Source organism: Flammeovirgaceae bacterium SG7u.111, from assembly GCA_034044135.1.
In the GTDB taxonomy this organism is placed as follows: domain Bacteria; phylum Bacteroidota; class Bacteroidia; order Cytophagales; family Flammeovirgaceae.
Genome location: CP139021.1, coordinates 1,313,942 through 1,331,414 on the forward strand (window position 1 = coordinate 1,313,942; position 17,473 = coordinate 1,331,414).

Here is a 17,473-nt window from a genome sequence, read left to right on the forward strand (position 1 = left end):
AAACGTTGTTCTACTTCATAAGTCGGATGTAGTAGATGCCTCCAGCAACTGAGCCTTCATGAGCGGCGAACTTTAAGTTTAGCTTATCGCTATCGCGCATTTTTTCAGAAAGCTCATAATCTACATCCACAAATCCACTTCCTTTTAAATCGTCTATCTTTACCGTTGCCAATATTTCATCGTTGATGAGGATATCGAACGTTCTACCTTTATCGAGTGCCGAATAAGTTACCCGTAGCTTTGTAGCCTCATTTTTTTTGTTTTTCAGGTCATAGCTAAACCAGCCTTCGGCATGCCTCCAAAACCTACCGTTGTAAATTCCCGATTCGGTTTTTTCCGCTTTGAAGTTGTGGTCAGATTCTGGCTGTTGCTCCCCAGGCGCTATTTGATCGACCGTTTGGGCTTCTAGTGCTAACATCGCTTGTTCTTTTACCCGAATGTCCTCTTTTCTCTTTTCCCACTCTTCTGGCGTGGTCACAGGCCAATAGATCATGTAGCGAGCCTCGTGAACGGTGTAAAATGGCACGAGCGTGAGGTCTTTGTATTGTTCAGGATAGATTTCTGAGAATGTGAAGGTAAGCGGCTTCCCTTCCACAGGAACGACCTTGCTCACATAGTTTTTGGACGCGTCCACTAGGATAGGAGCCGTTTCTATAGGGTAGTAATCATCGCTGGCAATGTGCCCCATTCTGCTGCCGTCGGCAAACAGTCCCTTGAGCTTGGTAGTGTCGGTTTTGGCAGCCAATACGATCGGACCATGTACAAAAGAGATCCAAGGAGAGTTGTCCGGCATGTATTCCGCTTTGGTGCTCATAGGCAGCTCAAAAGAGATTTTATCCCCATTTTTCCACTTTCTTTGGATGGAAGCAAATGTTGGGTTGGTTTTGTCTATGGCTACTTCTTTTCCATTTACCAACACTGAAAATCTTCCTTCGGTAACCCAACTTGGGTAGCGGATATTGATGGAAAATTTGGCCGCTTTTTTTAGCTTTAGCGTAAGCTCGGAATTCTCTTCGTAAGGAAACTTCGTTGTTTGTTCCAGTGAAAGCCCTTTTTCTTTCCATTCCAAAGTAGAAGGGATGAATAGGTTTACATAAAGGTTTTCACTGTCGTGGGCATAAATAAGCTCACCGTATTTACCATGGTTTTCAAGCCCAGAACCTACGCAGCACCAAAAGCCTTCTTGGGGCTGAGAATAGACCCTATAATGCCTCGGGCGCATAGGGGTGAAATACACGAACCCGCCTTTGGTGGGGTGCTGAGAAGAGAGAATATGGTTGTACATCGCTCTTTCAAAATAGTCGATGTATTTCTGCTGAGGGTTGCTGAGGTACAACATTTTGGCAAGCTTGATCATGTTGTACGTATTGCAAGTCTCTGGCCCTTGGTTGGATTCTATCATGGAAGAGAAATCGCTTTCAGGGTGGAAATGCTCCCTTACGCTATTGCCACCAATCGACACAGTTCGTTTGTTGACCACCGTTTCCCAGAAGAAGTTGGATGCATTTGCCCAAGTAGAATCTTTGGCTACTTCAGCCACTCGTTTGAACCCAATAATTTTTGGGATCTGGGTGTTGGCATGCAAGCCTGTGAGCTTATCTTCTTGGTGGAGCAAAGGATCCAAAATCACTTCGTGCGAAAACCGTTTGGCTAGTTCCAAGTATTTGTCTTCACCCGTTATCGCTGTCACATCAGCAAACACTTCGTTCAGACCACCGTGTTCGCTTCGGAGAATATCCTGCACTTGTGCGTCGCTTAAGTTAGCAGTGAGGTCGATGCACCAATCGGTCAGCTTAATTAGCATCCCTTTTGCCTTTTCGTTACCGCCAATGAGGTAAGCGTCTCTTAACCCAGCGTATATTTTATGAATGTTGTAAAGCGGAACCCATTTGTGGTTGAGAGAAAATCCTCCTGCATCTATGTCTCCTTTTTTTATTTCTTCCCACATTTTTTGCCCGTCGGGAACTCCGCCCACGTAGCCATTACCGTTTTTTTCTTGGCATTTGGCTAATTCATTTATCATGTAATCCAGCCTTTTTTTAGCTTCTTCATCTCCCGTGGAAGCGTACATCAAAGACAATGCAGTGAGGTAGTGTCCACCAATGTGGCCGTCAAGACCTGTGTTTTCCCAATTGCCATAACGTTTTGCTTTTACAGGAATTCCTGCATCTATAAGGTAAGGGGCAAGTAGCCTGTCGGGGTCAAGGGCTTTAATATATTCCAAATCTACTTGTTGGGCTTGCTTAAATGGACCATCTAGCAGCCTTACCGACGAAAGTGGAAAAGGTTTGAGTTCTTGACTAAAGCAGTTGGTACTTATTAAAATAGCGGCGAGTAAATAAAATATAACCTGTTTCATATTTAATGTATAAACTGTTCGAGTTTTAATGGAAGATAAGGCTTTATCTTTTTTAGTAAATATCAATACATAATAAAATATGTATTTTGTACAATTATAAAAAAGGTGTGAATATGACCCACACCTTTTTTAGTTTATATATCTAGGATTGTTTAAAAATATGAATGGATACTTTTGCTCGTATATTTTGGTTAAATAAAATATACTATGTTAATAGCCAGAGTTTTGTGATAGATTAGGGTTGGTATTAAGCTCAACTCTAGGAATTGGGAAAATAATTTTGTTAGAACCATTTGGTGCGTGTGAAAGCCAAGACTTAGTGGTGAATACACCAAAGCGAATCAAGTCTTGCCTTCTATGGCCTTCTTGGGCAAATTCCCAGCCTAGTTCATCCAGCATCCTTCCAAATGTTATATCGTCGCCACCTTCAGTTGTGCTTTCCAAATGATTGCGTAAGCCATAGTCATAAGAGCTACCTCCGGCAAGTTCTGCTCCAGTAACAGTCGCCTTGCTTGGGTTGGCTTTGAAGCTTCTTTCCCTTACTTGGGTAACTATCGCCGCTGCTCCATCGGCATCGCCTAAGCGAAGCATAGACTCAGCTTTCATCAAAAGGACATCGGCATAGCGGAATACCGGCCAGTCGTTGTTTAGGATATTAGTCGATCCTGTCGCAATTTCAAATTTGCCCAATCTGTATCCGTTAACCTCTTCAGACTGATCGACACCGGGAAGTTCATTTATAAAGTTCAACGGCTGCCCCGAATAAGCTCCAAGCGTTGCATAAAGTGTATCTCCACCAGATGAATATTGCTGGCCATAAATCCAGTTGTCGGTAAGTCTGGCATCATCTTCATCAAAAGAGCTGATCCCTTGGGGAATAGCGCACATTCCACCCCAAGGAGTGAACTGTAGATCATAGGTAGCTTGGTTGGCAGGCTGCAAGGTTTGCATATGAATATCAAATGTATTCCAAGCGGTTGTATACGTCTCATCAATTGCCAAGGCAAAAATGAGCTCTTTAGAGTTTTGGTTTTCAGTGAGAAATGGGAATTTTTGGTCACTATCTAACCCATAACCAGCACCTGAGTTTATCACTGCATCACAAGCTTCAATACATTTTTGCCACTGTGTAGCTCCAGAATAGACCTCTGCATTGAGGTACATTTTAGCAAGTAAAGTGCTTGCAGCCCATTTGTTGAACCTGCCATAGGTAGTTTGGTCATTTTTTATGCTCAAATTAGGAATGCTTTCTGTGATTTCTTCCACAATGAAATCATATACTTCTTTTCTCGTATTTTGCTCAGGCAAGAAACCCTCTGGCACATCGAAATCGGTTATAATAGGCACATTTCCATATACATCGCACAAAATGTAATAATAGGAAGCACGGAGTACCCTTAGCTCGGCTATTACCTCGTTTTTACCTTCTGAAACAGGTAAAGAACCTGATTCAATTTGGAAAAGGACTCTATTGGTTGTGGTAATCCCTGAATAAGCCCGACGCCAAGTCTGGATTACAAAATCATCGTCCGAGGTCCATTTGTGTTCGTGGAGTCTTCTATAAACGCCACCATCTACCCAGCCATTTGGCCTGGCAGGGATTACTACTTGGTCGGCAGAAACTTCTTGTACTCTCCAGTACCCATTCCATTCCAATACCGTTTGGCGCCATGCTACGTACGCTTCCCCAACTAAGGCTGCAAAGTCCGAATCTGTAGGTTCAAATTGGCTAGAAATAATTTGCCCAAAATTCTGATCTTCTAGTTTGGTACACGAGAAAACCGATAAGCCAAAAACAAGAATAATAACCTTATATATACATCTAATACTTTTCATTTTTCTTCTGTTTTGAGATTAAAAACTTACATTAAAACCAGCTGTGAAAGTTCGAGTAGTTGGATATTTATCTCGATCATCGTTTCCAGGAGAAAGCCCAAGTCTGTTTACTTCAGGATCAATCCCTTTATAATCCGTAATAGTTACAGTGTTAAGCGTTGATATATATACCCTAGCTGATTTGAATATTTTAGAACCTCCCGTTTTGATATTATACCCTAAGGTGATGTTGTCAATTTTCCAGAAATCTCCATCTTCTACATAGTAGCTGTTGTATTCAAGTGGGGCATTCAACACCGCTTTTCCAAATACCTTGTCATCAGCTGTGTTTAGTTGATTGTATTGAGGAAGCGTAGGGTTTTCCAAATACATTCTCTGGAAGTTCAATATCTGGTAATCGAAAGCACCTCTCATAGTCACTGAAAGATCCCAGCTTTTGTACCTGAAATTGTTATTCCAGCCCGCATAATATTTAGGGAGACCGTTGCCAAGTACTTGCTTTTCTTCAAATGAATGGTTGAAATCACCGTAGCTAACTTCTTCTCCTTCAGTACCTTCATAAACCCAATACCCATCTTCATCAATATCTACGACTTTGAATCCGTAAAAATCGCCAATGTTGTCACCGATTTTTACCATGTGGGTAAATGTTTGGATAGGTTCACCAGTGCCACCTGTTGTGAAATAATCATTAGTGGTCTGGTAATTATCATTTGAAAGGCTTACGAGCTTGTTGCTATTTGTAGAAAAGTTGACACTGGTCATCCATTCAAAATCTTGTGTTTGAACAGGTATCACATTTACTAAGACCTCAAGTCCTTTGTTTTCCATCACGCCGACATTCGCTCTAGTCGAAGGATACAAGTTTGGAGGGCTAGGTACTTGGTAATCGTACAACAATCCGTCAATTTTCCGATTGTATGCATCGATACTACCGCTAAATCGATCATTTAGGAGAGAAAAATCAAGACCAAGGTTGGTTTCATGTTTTTCTTCCCAGCGCAAATCAGGGTTAGGGTTTTGAGATGGTACAAGTGTTCTTATCCATTCCCCATCGTAGTAGAAGAAGTTACTGTAAGATAGCAATGCTACACCTAAAAATTGAGCTGAAGGTTGAGAGCCAGTTACTCCATAACCAGCCCTAAGTTTAAGTTTGTTGACCACCGTTAGGTTTTCCATAAACGCTTCGTTGGAAATTTTCCAACCCAGTGAAACTGCTGGGAATGTGCCCCAAGGTTTTTCCGCACCATAGAGTTGGCTAGCCGCCTCATGTCGAATACTTGCAAGTAGCAGGTATTTATCTTTGTAACTATAAGTCGCTCTCCCAAAGAAACCGATCAAGTTGGTCAGGCTTCTACCGCTGTAGATATTCACCGCAGGGTTTCCATCTTTAAGGGCTTGACCTAGTCCAATATTATTGTAAGAGAAGATATCGGTAGGGAAATCCTGATTTTGCTGCCAAAATTCTTTACGGTCATGGTCTTGATAGCTATAACCTCCTAAAAGGGTGACACTGTGGTCTCCAAAAGAAGTTGAGTAGGATGCGGTTAATTCCATCAAACGGTCTATAGCCTCGGTAGTTCCATTAGAAGCAAAGCCATTTTTACCATCTCTTAGTGTAGAGATGTGCTTTTTGCTTTCTGCATAACCTCTCGTTTGGTTATACCTGTTTATAGAAAACAGTGCCGATAAGTTCAAACCTGGAATTGGAGTGTAGGTAATGGTAGAGTTTAACCTTGAGTTTTGAGACTTGTTCTCTCCATCAGATTCGTATATCCTTCCTAATGGATTTTCATAATTAAAAATAGCGGTTTGCTCATGCCAATCACCATTTTCGTCTTTTACAGGAGCTGTCGGATTACGGATAAGTGCTTGTCGGTAGGTATAGCCGTTAAAGCTTAGGCCATCTCCTGTCGTATTGAATTTATTTTGGGAATTCAAAATGCCAAAGTTAAATTTCAACTTGTCATTGAACATATTGTGGTTGATATCTACTCTTCCAGTAAATGTTTGGTTATTCGACTTAAGAAAAATACCTTCAAGGTCACGGTAGTTGATGTTAGCCAAATAATTGGTAGTTGAATTACCACCCCTAAAAGTAAGGTTATGTACTTGGCTTAGTGGAGTTTGGGTTATTTCGTCCATCCAATCGGTTGAGGCACCTAAGTCCCATGATGCATCGCGAGTTCCGGCTGCAATCTGCGCTCGGTAATCATCAGCAGTGAACATTTCGAGCTGTCTGGCAATTGCCTGAGTGCTAAAATTAGCAGAATAGTCTACTGAGCTTGAGTATTCTCCTTTTGCTCTTTTAGTGGTGATGATGATCACACCATTGGTACCCCTAGTACCATAAATTGCAGCGGCAGATCCGTCTTTTAGTACGTCGATAGTTTCAATATCTTCTGGAGCCACCGTTTTGAAATCACCGGGAACACCATCTATCAAAACCAATGGGTTGGAATTCGACCCAAATAAGGTTGTATTACCCCTTAGCAAAATTTGAGAACCACTAGTAGGGTCACCACTTGGCATAGAAACGGTAAGTCCCGCTACTTTACCTTGAAGAAGCTGCCCAGCATCGTTCACATTTCCCTTTACAAAATTTTCTGAGCTTACACTTGCTACCGAACTCGTTAAATCTTCTTTGTTTTGAGTACCGTACCCAATAACGACAACTTCTTCAAGTTGGGCAAGATCAGGTTGCAAAGTGATTTTGATTTCAGTTTGGTTTCCTACAGCAACTTCTTGTGTAAGAAAACCAATATAGCTGAATTGTAGGGTCGCATCTGAAGGCACGTTGAGCGTAAAATCTCCGTCCAAATTAGTGGTAGTACCATTAGCCGTTCCTTTTATCAAAATATTTACTCCTGGTAATGGTTGCCCTTCATTATCAACTACATTTCCCGAAACTTTAACTTGAGCTATTTCTTTTACTAGCGCTTTTAGCTTTTCATTCGGACGTTGAGTAGGGCTTTTACTTACATAAATATTCTCATTTACCCTTTTGAAAGACAGTCCATTCTCTTTTGCGATTTCTGTAAGAACCTGAGAAAGAGGCTGGTTAGTGATTTTCTTGGTGATTCGGGTGTTTTTATTGAGGATATCGTGGTTGTAGGCAAAATTGAAATTTGTTTTCTTACCTATTGCGGTAAAAGTTTCTTCTAGGTTCGCATTTTTGAGGTGGATGGTGACATAAATCTCTTCTATGCTCATCCGCTGGGCATTACCATCGTTTGCTATAAGCATGCTACTCAGGCATACTTGCATAAACAGGCCAAATAATACATATTTAGACATAGTCCAGATTTGTTGGATTGTTTTCAAATTCATATTTTTAAGTGTTTTTAATGGAAGTAAAAATGAATTCATTAAAGACCTTACTATGTTCTTAGCTTCTGCTCGCCAAAGTGAATGCCTAAGGGTGTAGTAAGTTTTCTATTTAAAGTCAGCTGCATTGTTATTGTAGCTGACTTTTTTAACTTGTATTATTCATTGTTTTTTTTGTTAAGAGTTTTTTATTTCTAATAGATTAATACAGTATCTGCATTCATCTCGTAGTTGAATTTTAAGCTAAAAGAAATTCCTTCCAATACGTTAGAAAGGGGTTGATCTTGGAAAGTCCCACTAAATCCTTCTTTAGACTTGAGGTCTTTTTTAAGAATAATTTTTACCCCATACCATTTTTCAAGTCCTGAAACTACATCGTCTGGTGAAGACTTATGGAAAACAAGATTGCCATCTTTCCAACCAAAAATGCTGCTGTGATCAAACTCCTCGATCTTCGAATTGCTTTTTTCTTTGTCGAAAACCAACATTTGGGTAGGGGAGAGGACTACTTCTTCTCCTATCGTTTTTGTGTCTTTTACCCCAACCCTTCCAGACTCAACAGCTATTTTGACCTTGCTTTCCGAGGGGTATGACATGATGTTGAAGCTGGTGCCCAATACGGTGGTTTTTAGATCGCCAGTATGGATGATAAAAGGTTTCGTAGTATCTCTTTCTACATCAAAATAGGCTTCGCCTGTTAAATAAACCTCTCTGGTTGAGTGTGCATTGAAGTTTTCAGGAAACTTCAATTTTGAGTTGGAGTTAAGTTTGATAACTGTTCCATCCTGGAGTTTCAAACTGAGCTTTTGTCCTTTTGAAGTAAACTTTTCTAAATATGCTATCGAGCCGGTGATTTCCTGATTAGTATCAGATGTCAGTCCGAATTTTTGCCATGTTATCCAACCTGCTATCATTATGATTGAAATAGAGGCGGCAATGGCATACCATAGTTTAATGCTATTTTTTTGCGAAGTAGCTTGGCTATGCTCTAATATGTACGAATCAATATTGGTTTTGACTTTTTCGATTAGTTCTATTCTGGTGCCTAGCGTTTTTTCATCTAGTTCAGAAACCAAAAGTTTAGCTTTAGTTATTGTGGGGACAGATTCCGGATATTGTGCTATCCAATCATTCCAGTACCTGTCAGATTCAGGTGTAGGTCGTTTTACCCAATCAATAAATTGTTGGTCTAATATGAGGTCATTTAATGTGTGCAGCCGTTTTTTCATATTTAGTTTGAAGGTTCTGCCTTTTCAGAAAAAGATCTTTCTTTGGAAGAGGCGATACTCGCATTCTTATTTAATGTAAAAAATACATTTATTTTCAGAAAAAAAACACCTTTATTAAAAGATACCAAGACCTTTCAATTTTGCCCCTACTTGTTCAGAAAAAAACTAAATAAAATAATGGAAGTAGTAAATAGGTCAAAATAACCAGAGGAAATTAGTCCTTTTTCAAGGTTTTCAATGGCTTTTGCCAAGAGCTTATAAGCAGATTTTGTGGTAATGGACATGGTATCTGCAACTTCTTGGAAAGATAGGTTCTGGTAATATTTTAAGTAAATCGATTCTTTCTGCCGAGCTGAAAGGTTTTCTATAGCCTCTTTAACCAGTAAACTTCTTTTGTCGCTTAACTCACCATCAATTAATTGGTCTTCTGAGGAGGAGGCAAAGTCAGATAAGCTATTAGTAGTTATATCACTGGTTACTACCCATTTGTTGCTTTGTGGAAGTTTTTTTTGAAGTTTTCTTCGAAAAGCCGTAATCAGGTAAAATTTGATGGAAGAGTGTAGTTTCAGACGTTCTTTTTTTTGCCAAATTTCAATAAATGTTTCTTGTAGGCAATCCTCTATAAGCAGGATGTCTTTTGTAATACTTTCGCCATATTTTATTAAGGAGTTTGCATACTCATAGAATATGAAATCAAATGCTGCTTTTTCACCAGTTTTAATTTCATCCCAAATTTCTAGATCACTTTTATTTTTGTAGACAGAGATGGGCATTTGATAAGTATAAGAAACCTTTGGGTAATAACTTGTCAGGGCAATTGGCCTGATAAGCTTACGGCAAACTTATAATAAAAAAATCATCCTAAAAGAGGAGCATGAAAGAGTTTGTTTGCTCAGATAGTACTAAACTAATTTTTTTAAAATTGAAATTTTGGCATTCTAGAGGAGAAAACTCCCGAAAAAAAGTCGAAAGATTAGATTTTCTTGATCATTCCCACCTCAACTACCACCAAGTACCCTTCGATACCTTCACAGATGACCTGCTGAAAGGGGAAACCGTTATCAAATAGATGGTTCGGGAATCAGATACCTTAGGCGTACTTACTTCAGGAGTGGGGCTACCAAAGTCCAAGTTGATTCTCTGAAAAAGTTTTGTCTGGGGAAGGGCAGAATATCACCCCAGCAAGGTTCAATTCGGAAGCCTTGAGAAACCGAGAGGTTTCGGCAGAGGTGAGAAGCGAGTTGGAAAAAGTGGCGAGGATTCTTCGTGTACGAGGTTATGCACGAATTGATGCCTTTGTAAGGATTTATCCAGATAAAGTGGAAACTGTCATTATCGAAATAAACTCTTTGCCGGGCATGACCCCTGCAACCTGTATCTTCCACCAAGCCGCACTCAAAAACTACAAACCGTTCGACTTTATAGATAATATTTTGGAGTACGGAAAAAACTGGTGAAGCTAATAAAGTGAGCGGCGAGTAAATATAAGATGAGCTGTTTCATACTTTAGATTAATGGTTGGTAAGTGGCTCTATTTACCGAGCCGAGTTATTCTTTTTTTCAAAAATACACTTTAAATGTAATAGTTATATTTAATGCTCTATTAAAGCTCTCATTTCAAAGAGAAGGCTTTCTTGAAAGCAGGTTAGTACGTGGTATTTACTTGTAGAAAGTTATTTTTATTTAAAATGGGAGGGTAAAGAATGGGTTGGCTTATGAATTGTGATTGTACTCGGAATTGCTTGTCCAACTTTTAAATAATTACCAAACATGCTCTTAAACTATGAGTTGATTGCCATCTAAATCTGATTATCATTATGTTTGCGGTTCAATGGTACTTATAGGAAGTACAAGAGCTTGGGCTATTTCAAAATAATACATATGCTAAACAAAATAAAGAAAAATTCGCCTTGGTGGATGTCTCTCAATATTCTCATTATGCTGATCGTAGGATCGGCAGCAGTGTTGGTGTTTTTTATGGTCTTCTTGCCCTCTTATACTAACCATGGGCTTACGGTGACCGTTCCTGACTTGCGAGGGCTTTCGGTAGAAGAAGCGGCAAGCGCCTTAGAGGCAAAAGAGCTAAGGTACGAAGTTACCGATTCTGTGTTCAGCCCTGAGTACAAGCCAAACCAGATTGTGGCGCATTATCCTGAAGATAACGTGCAAGTAAAACCAAGTAGGAAAATATTCATCACGCTCAATATGTCTAATGTGCCAACAGTACAGCTTCCAGATGTGATAGATGCGTCTATCAAAGAAGCGCGGTTGACCATTGAGAATCTAGGGTTTGAAATTGGGGATATCGAATATGTACCCGACTTGGCTACCAATGCGGTGCTAAGCATCAGAATAGATGAGAAAGAATACAAGAAAGAGGATTTGGAAGAGGGGTTAGAATTGCCAAAAGGTACGAAAATAGGTCTTTCGGTGGGCAACGGACTGGGTAACGATGAGCTAGTGGTACCCAACCTCATGGGTATGCCACTGGAAGAAGCCGAACAGTATTTGCTAGGCATGGAGCTGGGCGTAGGCCATATAGAATATGTAGATACCGCCACGGTCGACTTGGGAACCATCATCAAACAATTCCCCGAATCGAACCGGGGAGCTGTCGTGAAAGTAGGTTCTATCATCGACCTGTGGGTAGCGGGTTTTTACCCTGAACTGATGGATTCGACCTTTTTGGATGAACCTGCTCAATAAATATTGGCAATTATCCTATTCATTAAATTAATCACTTTATTATACCTTTGCGGACATGGCGAAGAACGAGAAAAAACTAGAAAACCCCTTATTACAAAAAGTAGTGGCACACTCTAAAGAATATGGATTTGTGTTCCCTTCAAGTGAAATTTACGATGGTCTCCAAGCGGTGTACGACTACGGACCGTACGGTGTGACCCTTAAAAATAACTTAAAGCAGTTTTGGTGGAAGGCAATGACCCAGATGCACGAAAACATCGTGGGTATAGATGCTGCCATCTTCATGCACCCAACTACTTGGAAAGCCTCTGGGCACGTGGATAGTTTTAACGACCCTATGCTCGACAACAAGGATTCTAAGAAGCGTTACCGTGCCGATGTGCTTGTAGAAGACAAAGCTGCGGAATACGAAAAAGCAGGCGAGCCTGAAAAAGGACAAGCCATCATCGACCAGATGAACAAATGCTTGGAAGCAGAAGATTTGGAAGGAGTAAGGCAGGTTATAATTGATGAAAACATCACCTGCCCAATTTCTGGAACAGCCAACTGGACAGAAGTACGTCAGTTCAACTTGATGTTCTCTACCCAAACGGGTGCTATTGCCGACGAGTCGAGCACGGTGTACCTCCGCCCCGAAACGGCGCAAGGTATTTTCGTGAACTTCTTGAACGTACAAAAGTCTGCCCGTCAGAAAGTGCCTTTTGGTATTGCTCAGATAGGTAAAGCTTTCAGGAATGAGATCATTGCCCGTCAGTTTATTTTCCGTATGCGTGAGTTTGAGCAAATGGAAATGCAATATTTTGTGCGCCCTGGTTCAGAAATGGAGTGGTACGAAACATGGAAAGAAGCAAGGATGAAGTGGCACAAAGTGATAGGAACTTCTGAAGCTAAGCTTCGTTTCCACGACCACGATAAATTGGCGCACTACGCCAATGCTGCTTGCGATATCGAATACGAATTCCCATTTGGGTTCAAAGAAGTGGAAGGTATCCACTCACGTACCGATTTCGATTTGAGCAGCCACCAAGAGTTCTCAAAAAAGAAACAGCAATACTTCGACCCAGAGATAAACAAAGGCTACGTGCCGTATGTGATCGAAACATCGATTGGTGCGGATAGGCTGTTCCTATTGGCCATGTGCCATGCCTACACCGAAGAAGAAGTAGGAGAGGGCGACAAAAAGAAAATGAGGACGTACCTCAAGTTCAACCCTGCGTTGGCGCCTGTGAAAGCAGCTATTTTGCCACTGACCAAAAAAGACGGGCTTCCTGAGAAATCGAAAGAAATTCTCAACGACTTGAAGTTCGACTTTGAGGTGAGATACGAAGAGCAAGCTGCCATAGGTAAGCGTTATACCCGCCAAGATTTGATAGGTGTGCCGTATTGCATCACGGTCGATCACCAAACTTTGGAAGACGAGACAGTGACCATTCGCGAGCGTGATACCACGGATCAGTTCCGTTTGCCAATTGCCGAGTTGAAAGCTTGGTTGGGCGAAAGAGTTTCTATGACCAATCTATTGAAGCAACTTCAGTAAGGATACTTTTATACATCCAAAAGCCCTTTCTATTTCAATAGAAAGGGCTTTTTTTTACCCAAAAAGCTGACCGAGTACCGGCGGTTGGTAAAGCAACCAACCCGTAAGGCTATACCTTCCTTTGTTCGTGATAAGTACTTCGTGGGGGACATCGCCACTTTTAAAAATCACACAGCGGTTTGCCAGAGGCTCTACTATTGAATCCCCTTTCGGGTCGTATATTTTCAACTCCCCGCCATCGCCCTTTTGCCAATCCTTGTTGAAGTAAATTATCACCGAGACCATCCTATTAGATCGGTGGTTAAACTGGTCGAGGTGTTTTTTATAAAATGAACCCTTGGGGTAATGTGCTAAGTGGAACTCATAGCCCGATAAGCTCAAAAAGCAATACCTATTTAGCTTTGCAACTATTTCCTCTGCCAAAGTGAAGAAAGGTTGGATGACAGTATCTCGCTTTTTCTCAATCCAAAAAGTGAAATCGCCCCTGATCTCAGATTTAATCTGAAATTCTGTTTCAGCACCAATACCCGCCTTTTCAAAACGGTCTTGGTCTATTTTTTCTACCATAAACCTCTCAAGCTGTTTGAACAGCTCTGAGGGTAGAAAATTATCAATAACCAAATGGTTATCTTCAGCAAGTTTATCAACCCAGTCGATCCACTGCTCTTCGCTATAAAACTCCATGTTTGAGAACAAACTACCCTGATAACAAGGTAGTAAAAATTTGGCGAATATAGTTCATGAACTACATACTTTGCTATAAAAGGCTGATTAATAAAAACTTATTGTTGAATAGGATTTCACTTGCTTGCCTAGCCTTTTGTTTTACCATCTAACAGAAGTTCAATTGCTTATTAAAGCAATGTTTACACGATAGTGGAAGAAAATATTTAGAAGCCCATCTCCAATCTCCTTCTTTTTCTTTATATTTAGTAAGCTCGTAAATATGGAAATAATGTGGTATTATGTTGCAGCGTCTCGCCTTTATATTTTTCTTGGTAATAGTTGAGATTAATATCGTTGCTCTACACACGGGCTTCTGCCAAAAACCTACCCTAGCTTTCAAGCATTTCACCGTTGAAGATGGTCTTTCCCATAGTTTTGTGAGAGAAATACATCAAGATTCAAGGGGCTTTCTCTGGCTAGCAACTGAGGGGGGGATCAATAAATTTGATGGAAATGAATTTTCTTACTATAAATATGACCCAACCAATCCGCATGGAGTTTCCCACAATAATGTAACAGGAATTACAGAAGGACCAAATGGAGATATTTGGTTTACAACTTGGGGGGGAGGGGTCAGTATTTTAGATGTACAACAGGATCGTTTTTTTAAATTCAAACTCACCGATAGTGATGTAGATGAGGTTGGGGCAAACATAGTTTTTTCTTCATGTTTTGATTCTGAAGGACGGATGTGGGCATGTACTTTTAATGGGTTGTTCTTAATTGACCCTATAAATCACAAAGTACTGAAACATTATGTTCACCATGCAGGAGAGGCAAATTCACTTAGCAGCAATCGGGTTAGGCTAGCAATAGAAGACTCAAAAGGAAACCTATGGGTAGCTTCATTAGACGGCGGACTCGACTATTTCAACGTTGCAGATGAAACATTTCATCATCAGCCGTTAGACCATGACGGTGAGCCAGTAAGTGTCGTTTCTTTGTGCTTTGATGATCAGCAGCGCTTATGGGTTGGTACATGGGGGCAAGGAGCTTTTATGATAGATTCTGCAAGAAATATCAAAACGTACAATCATAACCCAAGAGAAGACAATTCACTGCTAGATGATCAGGTATGGACGATTGCTTTGGATGGAGAGAGGAGAGTCTGGTTAGGAACAGATGTGGGGCTTTCCATCTATAATGAAGCTGAGGATAACTTTTATAATTACAAAAGCAACCCTTACGATCCTAAAAGTATGAAGGGCACTTCTATTAAAAATATTTATGCTGATAAGGAAGGGAGAATGTGGGTAGGAACGTTGGATGGCGGATTGAGTTTGTTTGATACAAGTTTTATTGATTTTGAACATTATTATAATCTACCTAATGAAAGCTCCCTGAATAACAATAATGTAACAGCGGTTTTGGAATTGGAAAATGGGGGTTTGTTGGTTGGGACAGATGGAGGAGGACTTAATCTTTTCGATAGGGAAAGCAAAACATTTAGGAGCTTCACGTATGATGTGGATAAGCCAACAGGTATCGGTAGCAATAAAATAAAGGCACTTTGTGAAGATAGCAAAGGCAGGATTTGGATTGGGCATTGGGCTGGAGGGTTAGATTTGTTTGATCCAAATACATTTGAATTCACCCATTTTCGCTATGAAGAAGGAAATAAGCTCACACCCAACAATGATAATATTGTAGTGTTGGAAGAGGATGGGAAGGGAAATATTTGGTTAGGAACCTTTGGGGGAGGGGTGAATAAGTTTAATCCTGAAACGGGTATTTTTGAATATTTTATCCCTTCCCGTAAACCCGGATCTATCAGTTATGAGAATATCCGTGTGTTGGACTATTACAAGGGTAAAATCTATTTGGGGGCGGAGAATGGCTATTTGGATGTGGTTAATGCTGACGATGGGCAACTTGTTGCAGGATATTCGCTTAAAACAAAAACGGGTGACCATATAGCCCCTGTATGTATGAGAAGAGATGCGCAAGGATATTTATGGGTTGGGACATTGGGAGAAGGGCTTTGGAAGCTAGATGAACAAAACGGAGGGTTTGAAACATTTATAATGGGCGAAGGCTCGCTTAGCAATTATATTTATTCGCTAGAAATAGCTGGAGATGGTACTTTTTGGATGGGTACGAATTTAGGTATTTGTAGTTTTTCTCCAAGTACAGGAGAAACAAACAATTATGGGGTAGATAGAGGTGTACAGGGAACTCAATTTAGCAGGCTAGCTTCGGCAACATTATCTGGTGGGGAGATGTTTTTTGGGGGCGATAACGGGTTCAATATTTTTAGACCAGAGGAGATCGATCCCATAAAAGATACTTCACCTTTGGTATTTACAAGGTTTGAAGTTTTTAATAAGCTTGTGGATGTTAGCAAAGACTCACCTTTAAAGCAAAACCTTCAAGAAGTAGAAAAAATCACGCTTACCCATGAAAAATCGTTGTTTAGCCTAACTTATGCTTCATTGAATTATTCGGCGCCAAAAAGCGTAAAATATTGTTATAGGATGCTAGGCTTTGTAGATGAAAGTTGGCAGTATGTAGGGCAAGAGCGCAAAGCAACTTATTCCAATCTTCCTCCCAAAACCTACACTTTTGAAGTGGGGGTCTATGAAGATGAAAATAATGTGCTGGCAAGTAAAAAAATGATAATAGAAATTCTGCCGCCTTGGTGGGGAACCATCTGGTTTAGGCTTTTGGTGGTATTGTTAGTAACAGGAGGGGCAATCGGCTATTATTTTGTAAGGGTGAACCTTCTTAGGAAACGAAATAAAGAACTAGAGCACATAGTGAAGAACAGAACCTATGAACTAAGTGAAAAAAATAGTGAAATTGCAGCCCAGAATGAAGAGCTACACACCCAACAAGAAGAACTTTCTCTTCAAAACGAAGAACTTACAGCTACGCTCGATCAGTTAAAAAAAGCCCAATCGCAATTAGTCCAGTCTGAAAAAATGGCTTCTTTAGGGTTGCTTACTGCGGGCATAGCCCACGAGATCAATAACCCCGTCAATTTTATTAAATCGGGGATTACAGGATTACAATTTATAATAGAGCAGTTTGTTGAGCTGTCACAATTGTATGCGCAGGTGACTACCGAAAATGTGGGAGAGAAATTAGTGGAGATCGAGACGATGAAAAAGAAGCTGAAGTTTGACGAGTTGATGACAAAAGGCCTTAAAATCACCACACATATAACCACAGGGGCAAATCGGACAGCTGAAATAGTTAAAGGGTTGAGATCTTTTAGTAGATCTGATACGAATAAATTTGCCCCTTTTAATATTGTTGAGGGAATTGAAAATACCTTATTGTTACTGAACCAGCTGATCAAAAACAAGGTAGAAATACATAAAGACTACGACAATACCATTGAAATTGAATGCGTCCCAGGTCAAATCAACCAAATATTGATGAACCTATTAACAAATGCCCTCCAAGCCATAAAAGAAGAAGGAGAAATATTTATAAACGCTTTTATTGACCATAATACGCTTTGTCTGAAGATAAGAGATACTGGAGAAGGAATACCTAAAAAAAATCTTCCTAATATTTTTGACCCATTTTTTACTACGAAAGATGTAGGACAGGGAACTGGCTTAGGCCTTTCTATTGTGATGGGGATTATTGAAGGGCACCAAGGAAGGATTGAAGTAGAAAGCCATTTGGGCGAGGGAACTACATTCGTCGTAAGTTTGCCACTAGTCCAACATAAACTTGCCAAACAAGTGGGTTAATTTGGATTTCTTCCCGCTTTAACTATTGGTATTCTATCCATATTCATTC

Annotated in this window: 11 protein-coding genes; 5 read left to right on the forward strand and 6 right to left on the reverse strand. The window is 40.3% G+C overall.

The window, feature by feature from the left end:
* Positions 1–10: 10 nt before the first annotated feature.
* The 5 genes from R9C00_05130 to R9C00_05150 form a co-directional block, all read right to left on the reverse strand.
* On the reverse strand, positions 11–2,359 hold the full coding sequence (locus R9C00_05130; GenBank protein WPO36828.1) for a glycoside hydrolase family 127 protein: 2,349 nt from the start codon (positions 2,357–2,359) through the stop codon (positions 11–13).
* 210 nt (positions 2,360–2,569) lie between these two features.
* Positions 2,570–4,195 carry a RagB/SusD family nutrient uptake outer membrane protein gene (locus R9C00_05135; protein WPO36829.1) on the reverse strand — a complete coding sequence of 542 codons (1,626 nt, stop codon included), beginning with the start codon at positions 4,193–4,195 and terminating at the stop codon, positions 2,570–2,572.
* Between the two features lie 18 nt (positions 4,196–4,213).
* Positions 4,214–7,525, reverse strand: a complete 3,312-nt coding sequence (locus R9C00_05140) for a TonB-dependent receptor (protein ID WPO36830.1) — start codon at positions 7,523–7,525, stop codon at positions 4,214–4,216.
* Positions 7,526–7,716: 191 nt separating this feature from the next.
* Entirely contained in the window at positions 7,717–8,751 is a 1,035-nt protein-coding gene (locus R9C00_05145; GenBank protein WPO36831.1) for a FecR domain-containing protein, read from the reverse strand.
* A 146-nt stretch (positions 8,752–8,897) separates the two neighbouring features.
* Entirely contained in the window at positions 8,898–9,524 is a 627-nt protein-coding gene (locus tag R9C00_05150; protein ID WPO36832.1) for a sigma-70 family RNA polymerase sigma factor, read from the reverse strand.
* 149 nt (positions 9,525–9,673) lie between these two features.
* Between R9C00_05150 and R9C00_05155 the strand changes: the two genes are divergently transcribed.
* The 4 genes from R9C00_05155 (at position 9,674) to R9C00_05170 (ending at position 12,994) form a co-directional block, all read left to right on the forward strand.
* Positions 9,674–9,820: a hypothetical protein gene (locus tag R9C00_05155; protein ID WPO36833.1), complete on the forward strand. Its 147-nt coding sequence runs from the start codon at positions 9,674–9,676 to the stop codon at positions 9,818–9,820.
* A gap of 82 nt (positions 9,821–9,902) precedes the next feature.
* Positions 9,903–10,208, forward strand: coding sequence for a hypothetical protein (locus R9C00_05160; protein WPO36834.1), 306 nt, complete (start codon positions 9,903–9,905; stop codon positions 10,206–10,208).
* Positions 10,209–10,632: 424 nt separating this feature from the next.
* On the forward strand, positions 10,633–11,457 hold the full coding sequence (locus tag R9C00_05165; protein ID WPO36835.1) for a PASTA domain-containing protein: 825 nt from the start codon (positions 10,633–10,635) through the stop codon (positions 11,455–11,457).
* Positions 11,458–11,512: 55 nt separating this feature from the next.
* Complete coding sequence (locus tag R9C00_05170; protein WPO36836.1) at positions 11,513–12,994, forward strand: glycine--tRNA ligase; 1,482 nt, start codon at positions 11,513–11,515, stop codon at positions 12,992–12,994.
* Positions 12,995–13,048: 54 nt separating this feature from the next.
* Here the strand turns inward: R9C00_05170 and R9C00_05175 are convergent, their stop codons facing one another.
* Entirely contained in the window at positions 13,049–13,678 is a 630-nt protein-coding gene (locus R9C00_05175; GenBank protein ID WPO36837.1) for a 2OG-Fe(II) oxygenase, read from the reverse strand.
* A gap of 281 nt (positions 13,679–13,959) precedes the next feature.
* Here R9C00_05175 and R9C00_05180 point away from each other — a divergent pair, with 281 nt between their 5' ends.
* Positions 13,960–17,424 carry a two-component regulator propeller domain-containing protein gene (locus tag R9C00_05180; GenBank protein WPO36838.1) on the forward strand — a complete coding sequence of 1,155 codons (3,465 nt, stop codon included), beginning with the start codon at positions 13,960–13,962 and terminating at the stop codon, positions 17,422–17,424.
* Positions 17,425–17,473: the final 49 nt, after the last annotated feature.

Bases quoted from the DNA above. Each gene is read 5' to 3' on its own strand.
- R9C00_05145 (WPO36831.1), bottom strand. From the start codon at position 8,751: ATGAAAAAACGGCTGCACACATTAAATGACCTCATATTAGACCAACAA.
- R9C00_05130 (WPO36828.1), bottom strand. From the start codon at position 2,359: ATGAAACAGGTTATATTTTATTTACTCGCCGCTATTTTAATAAGTACC.
- R9C00_05180 (WPO36838.1), top strand. From the start codon at position 13,960: ATGTTGCAGCGTCTCGCCTTTATATTTTTCTTGGTAATAGTTGAGATT.
- R9C00_05135 (WPO36829.1), bottom strand. From the start codon at position 4,195: ATGAAAAGTATTAGATGTATATATAAGGTTATTATTCTTGTTTTTGGC.
- R9C00_05150 (WPO36832.1), bottom strand. From the start codon at position 9,524: ATGCCCATCTCTGTCTACAAAAATAAAAGTGATCTAGAAATTTGGGAT.
- R9C00_05165 (WPO36835.1), top strand. From the start codon at position 10,633: ATGCTAAACAAAATAAAGAAAAATTCGCCTTGGTGGATGTCTCTCAAT.
- R9C00_05175 (WPO36837.1), bottom strand. From the start codon at position 13,678: ATGGAGTTTTATAGCGAAGAGCAGTGGATCGACTGGGTTGATAAACTT.
- R9C00_05140 (WPO36830.1), bottom strand. From the start codon at position 7,525: ATGAATTTGAAAACAATCCAACAAATCTGGACTATGTCTAAATATGTA.
- R9C00_05170 (WPO36836.1), top strand. From the start codon at position 11,513: ATGGCGAAGAACGAGAAAAAACTAGAAAACCCCTTATTACAAAAAGTA.